The following is a 5,876-nucleotide window of genomic DNA, read 5'->3' as shown; positions in this document are numbered from 1 at the left end:
CATCACTATTAATATGCTTTACATCTAATAAAACTAGATCAGTATACTTTAATATTTCATCATAGTCACCGTGTCCATAGCCAGCGGTATCAATAGCTGTATGAATACCTAGTTCTTTGCATTTTTTTAATAATTCTAATAAAAATTCAGGTTGAACAAGGGGGTCTCCACCAGAGAATGTTACACCACCTCCAGAAGGTTGAAAATAGGGTTTAAATCTTACAATTTTATTTATAATTTCATCAGAAGTGACTTCCTTACCATCTTTTAAGTTCCAAGTATCTGGATTGTGGCAATAAGCACACCTTAATTTGCATCCTTGAAAAAATACTACAGTTCTTATACCAGGACCATCAACTAAGCCCATGCTTTCTATTGAGTGAATTCTACCAGTTTTCATTATAAAGCCTCCTTCCAATTTAATCTAAATAATATAATTAACTTTATACAAAAAATAAATTCTATAATTTCTCTATAAAATTAATTTAAGTTCCTTTCAAAATACTAAATATAGTAGAGATATCTAACTAAGACATCTCTACTATGTTGTTATAATTAATTCTTTTTAGTCAGATTACATTGATGCGTGGAAAGTTCTGTTAACAACATCTAATTGTTGCTCTCTTGTTAGTTTAATAAAGTTAACAGCGTATCCAGAAACTCTTACAGTCAACTGAGGATATTTTTCTGGATGATCCATAGCATCTAATAAAGTTTCTCTATTAAATACATTTACATTTAAGTGATGAGCATTTTGTACAAAATATCCATCTAATAAGTTACTTAAGTTTGATATTCTGTTTTCAGAGCATTTTCCTAAAGCATCTGGAATAATTGAGAAAGTATTAGAAATACCATCTTGAGAATATTCATATGGTAATTTAGCTACAGAGTTTAGAGATGCTAAAGAACCGCTACTATCCCTTCCGTGCATAGGATTAGCACCAGGAGCGAATGGCTCGCCAGCTTTTCGTCCACAAGGTGTTGAACCAGTTTTTTTACCATAAACTACGTTTGAAGTTATAGTAAGCACTGATTGAGTGTGATATGCATTTCTGTATGTTTTGTTCTTTTTAATCTTATTCATCATAGTTTCAACTAAGTATACTGCTATATCATCAACTCTATCATCATCATTTCCGTATTTAGGGAAGTCACCTTGGATTTCAAAGTCTACTGCTATTCCTTGTTCATTTCTAATAGGCTTAACTTTAGCATATTTAATTGCAGATAAAGAGTCTGCACATACTGAAAGTCCAGCTATACCACATGCCATTGTTCTAAATACATCTCTATCATGTAAAGCCATTTGTAAAGATTCATAAGAGTATTTATCATGCATATAGTGAATAACATTCAATGTATTAACATAAAGTTTAGCTAACCATTCTACCATAACATCGAATTTTTCTATAATTTCATCATAGCTTAAGTATTCAGAAGTGATTTTTTCCATCTTAGGAGCAACTTGTACTCCAGATTTTTCATCTATACCACCATTTATAGTATATAGTAAAGTCTTAGCTAAGTTTACTCTAGCTCCAAAGAATTGCATTTGCTTCCCAACTTTCATAGCTGATACACAACAAGCTATAGCGTAGTCATCACCCCAATAAGTTGTCATTAAATCGTCATTTTCATACTGAACAGAGCTTGTATCAATAGATACTTTTGAACAGAAATCTTTAAATCCTTGAGGTAATCTTGTTGACCATAGTACAGTTAAGTTTGGCTCAGGTGATGCTCCTAATGTATATAATGTATTAAGCATTCTGAAAGAGTTTTTAGTTACTAATGTTCTTCCATCTAATCCCATACCACCTATTACTTCAGTAACCCAAGTTGGATCTCCGGAGAATAGGTTGTTATAATCAGAAGTTCTTAAAAACTTTACTAATCTTAACTTCATTACAAAGTGATCTACCATTTCTTGAGAATCTTTTTCAGTAAGAATGCCATTATCTATATCTCTTTGAATATAGATATCAATGAAAGTAGAAGTTCTACCAAGAGACATAGCAGCACCATTTTGTTGTTTTATTGCACCAAGATACCCAAAATATAACCATTGAATAGCTTCTTGAGCATTTTTAGCAGGAACTGATATATCAAATCCATAACTAGCTGCCATTGTTTTTAACTCGTTAAGAGCCGCTATCTGATCGGATAATTCTTCTCTTAATTGAATAACATCAGCATCTATAGTACTAACTTCTAAGCTTTTCTTTTGTTGAATTTTATCTTCTATTAATCTATCTATACCATATAAAGCAACTCTTCTATAGTCACCTATGATTCTACCTCTTCCATAAGCATCTGGTAAACCTGTTACTATACCATATTTTCTAGCCAATTTCATTTCATCTGTATAAGCATCAAAAACTCCCTGATTATGAGTCTTACGATGTTTTGAGAATATTTCAGAAATTAAAGGGTCGATTTCATATCCATAAGATTTAGCTGCAGTTTCAGCCATTCTTATTCCACCTTGAGGCATAACAGCTCTTTTAAGTGGAGCGTCAGTTTGAACACCAACAATTTTTTCAAGATTCTTATCTATATACCCTGGGTTATATGCATCTATCTTAGATATGGTTTTAGTATCAACATCTAAAACACCACCATTTTCTATTTCTTTTTTAAATAATTCGCTTACTTCGTTCCATAATTTATTTGTAGCTTCTGTAGCACCTGTTAAAAATGATGCATCACCTTCATATGGAGTATAGTTAGTTTGAATGAAGTCTCTTACATTAACTTCCTTTTTCCAAGTTGTGCCTTTAAATCCATTCCATTGAGTAAACATATATAATCCTCCTAAAAAATAATTTTTAATAAAATCAAAGTATAAAACAGATTTAGTTTATTTGTTTTATGTACTAAAATTATTAATTAATAATTTAAATTTAATTTTAATTTTAATTTTATTTTCATCTGTTATAATTATACAACTATAACAGATGAAAAACAATAGTTTTTTTAATAGGGATAAAAGATTAAAAATTTAGAAAATTCAATCAAGTAAAGGATTAAATTTCTATAATTTAGTAAAAAAGATAATTGCAAGAAGACATTTAACAATTTTCATTAAAGGTTAATTTAAAGATGAATATAACAGTTTAAATGAAATTTTGAAACAGAGAGAAGTTAATTTGTTGTAAAACATAATTTGATATATTAAAGTAATACAGTAATGATAATTGGAAACATAAAACAAAAAATAAAGCTGGTTAATATAATTAAATAAATTAATTGTAAATTTAAATTGATTTGGTATAAAAAAATGTTAATTTATAATAAGTTGAGTTATAATAAGTTATAAGAATATAATTATTAATCAAAATGTATATTGAAATAATAAAGTTAACTATGGAGGTAAAAGCTGTGAGTAAAAAGCCAAGTATGTTTAGTAAAGATTATCGCAGACAGTTAAAGCTGAGGCGTATAAAATATATGATTATATTTTTGATTATAATAATGGTTATTGGAATAACTGGATTAGTTTTTACTAATAGAGAAGGAATAGTGGCTATAAAAAATTTTTTCATTAAAGAAAGAACAGAGGATAATAACCATAAGTCAGAAGAAAATAAGAATAAAACTGAAGAAAATTCTGAAGAGGAAAGTGTTATAGAAGAAAAGTCTACTAAAACCTATTCAGATATAGTTCTTAAATCAGGAAAAAAAGTTACTATTAATTATGAAGAAAAAGATCAAGTTAAGAAAATCAACACAATTGATTCAGATTCACAAGTTAAATGTAGTATAGCCCCATCTCAAGAAGTGATTTTAATTTTAGACAAAGAAGCTCAAGATATGTATATTGTAAATAGTAAAGAGAAACTAATAAACATTACCAATGAACAGTATGTATCAACTACTAATGAAGTATTTAACAAGGAAAACGTATTAAAGTATAATCCTTCTTATAAATGGGTTGAAAGTGCTCAATTTATTGACAATACACATATTGCATATTCTAGTAGCTTGCCTTGGATAAATAATAGTGATGATAAGTATTTGTGGATATATAATATGGAGAGTAATACTCATAGGGGATATTATAATGTAAAAGGAAAAACTTTTGAAGTGGGACAAATAACAGATAAGGGTCTTACTATATCTTTAGACAATAAAGAAATAATTGTGGATAAAAATGGTAAAATAATTGAATAAATATATCATGGTAAAAAGTATTGTACATAATAATAGTATTATTGTATAATTTATTAGGTAATATTTAATTTATTATCATAAATTTAGAGAATGATGATGTATCTGACTAACAGTTAAATAATGAAATGTACTATTTACTTTACTAAATTTATGTTATAATTTTAAGAAATACAGAGTTGGGAATATTAGGAGGAAGAAATAATGAACGTTAAAATGGAGAAGCTAGAAAAAAACGTTGTTAAATTTGAAGTAACAATAGGGGCAGATAAATTTGCAGAGGCTGTTAAAAAATCTTATGGAAAAAATGCGAAAAAATTCAATGTGCCTGGATTTAGAAAAGGTAAGGCTCCAATGAATATAATTAAACAATACTATGGTGAAGGTGCATTATATGAGGATGCTATAAACTACATATATGAAACTACTTATCCAGAAGTATTAGCAGAAAATAATATAAATCCAGTAGATTATCCATCAATTGATATTGTTCAAATTGGTGAAGGCAAGGAATTTATATATACTGCGTCAGTACCAGTAGTACCAGAAGTTGAATTAGGTGCTTATAAGGGAATAGAAGCAAAGAAAGAAGAAGTAGTAGTTACAGATGAGGATGTAGAAAATAAATTAAAAGAATTACAAGCTCAAAATACAAGAGTAGAAGTTAAAGAGGGAGCTGTTGAAAAAGGTGATATAGCTGTTATAGACTTCAAAGGTTATGTAGATGAAGTTGCTTTTGAAGGTGGAGAAGCTAAAGATTACGAATTAGAAATAGGTTCAGGTAGCTTTATTGATAACTTTGAAGATCAATTAGTTGGATTAACAGCTGGAGAGTCTAAAGACGTAAACGTTAATTTCCCAGAACAATATGGAAAAGAAGATTTAAATGGAAAACCAGCTAAATTTGAGGTAACAGTTAAATCAGTTAAGAAAAAAGAATTACCGGAGATAACTGATGAATTCGCTAGTGAGGTTTCTGAATTTGAAACTTTAGAGGAACTTAGAAATAATATAAGAGAAGAATTAGTAAAAGCTAACGAGTTGAAAGCAATAAATGAATATGAAATGGCTGTTATAGAAACTGTAGTAGCTAATGCTAATGTAGAAATTCCAGATGCTATGGTAAATAGAGAATTAGATGGAATGCTACAAGATTTAGAGAATAGATTAAAGTATCAAGGTTTAGATATAGAAAGTTACTTCAAGTTTACAAATACTTCAGAAGCTGACTTTAGAGAACAAATGAAAGATATAGCAACTAAAAATGTTAAAAATGAATTAGTATTAAGTGAAATTGCTAAAGCTGAGAAAATTGAGGCATCAGAAGATGAGATAAGAGAAAAAGCTACAGAGATTGCTAGCAAGTATGGTGAAACTGAGAAATTGGAAGAAACTGTTGATAGATTAGTTCAGGTTCAAAGAGAATACCTTGGAACTCAAATAGTAAATGAAAAAATTAAGAACATGATAATGGAAAATAGCAAAACTATTTAAGTTAATTAATAATTGCCAGTATATACTGGCAATTATTTTAAATAAAATAGGTTAAAATAATTTTAATGAGGATATAATAGTAAATATTCTAATATATTTACAATAGTAAGGAGGTTGTAATTATGAGTTATATACCAATGGTTGTAGAGCAAACGGGTAAGGGCGAGCGATCTTATGATATATATTCTAGATTATTAAAAGAAAGAATT

4 protein-coding genes and 1 pseudogene are annotated in these 5,876 nt (G+C 28.6%); 3 read left to right on the top strand and 2 right to left on the bottom strand.

The window, feature by feature from the left end:
- The coding region (locus tag B2671_RS04620) for a 4Fe-4S cluster-binding domain-containing protein (RefSeq protein WP_346869363.1) at positions 1–400 on the bottom strand (400 nt) is incomplete at its 3' end.
- A gap of 174 nt (positions 401–574) precedes the next feature.
- Positions 575–2,806, bottom strand: a complete 2,232-nt coding sequence (gene pflB / locus B2671_RS04615) for a formate C-acetyltransferase (protein ID WP_346869362.1) — start codon at positions 2,804–2,806, stop codon at positions 575–577.
- Positions 2,807–3,384: 578 nt separating this feature from the next.
- Between pflB and B2671_RS04610 the strand changes: the two genes are divergently transcribed.
- From B2671_RS04610 to B2671_RS04600, 3 genes and pseudogenes are all read left to right on the top strand, one after another.
- Complete coding sequence (locus tag B2671_RS04610; RefSeq protein ID WP_346869361.1) at positions 3,385–4,176, top strand: hypothetical protein; 792 nt, start codon at positions 3,385–3,387, stop codon at positions 4,174–4,176.
- 201 nt (positions 4,177–4,377) lie between these two features.
- On the top strand, positions 4,378–5,667 hold the full coding sequence (gene tig / locus B2671_RS04605; protein WP_346869360.1) for a trigger factor: 1,290 nt from the start codon (positions 4,378–4,380) through the stop codon (positions 5,665–5,667).
- Between the two features lie 122 nt (positions 5,668–5,789).
- Positions 5,790–5,876 (top strand): annotated as a pseudogene (locus B2671_RS04600) (ATP-dependent Clp protease proteolytic subunit); the annotation flags it as partial.

It is taken from the genome of Clostridium sp. UBA5119 (genome assembly GCF_002414285.1).
Lineage (GTDB): Bacteria > Bacillota > Clostridia > Clostridiales > Clostridiaceae > Clostridium_J > Clostridium_J sulfidigenes.
The sequence above is the reverse complement of the archived record's forward strand: the minus strand, read 5'-3'. Positions and strand labels throughout refer to the sequence as shown.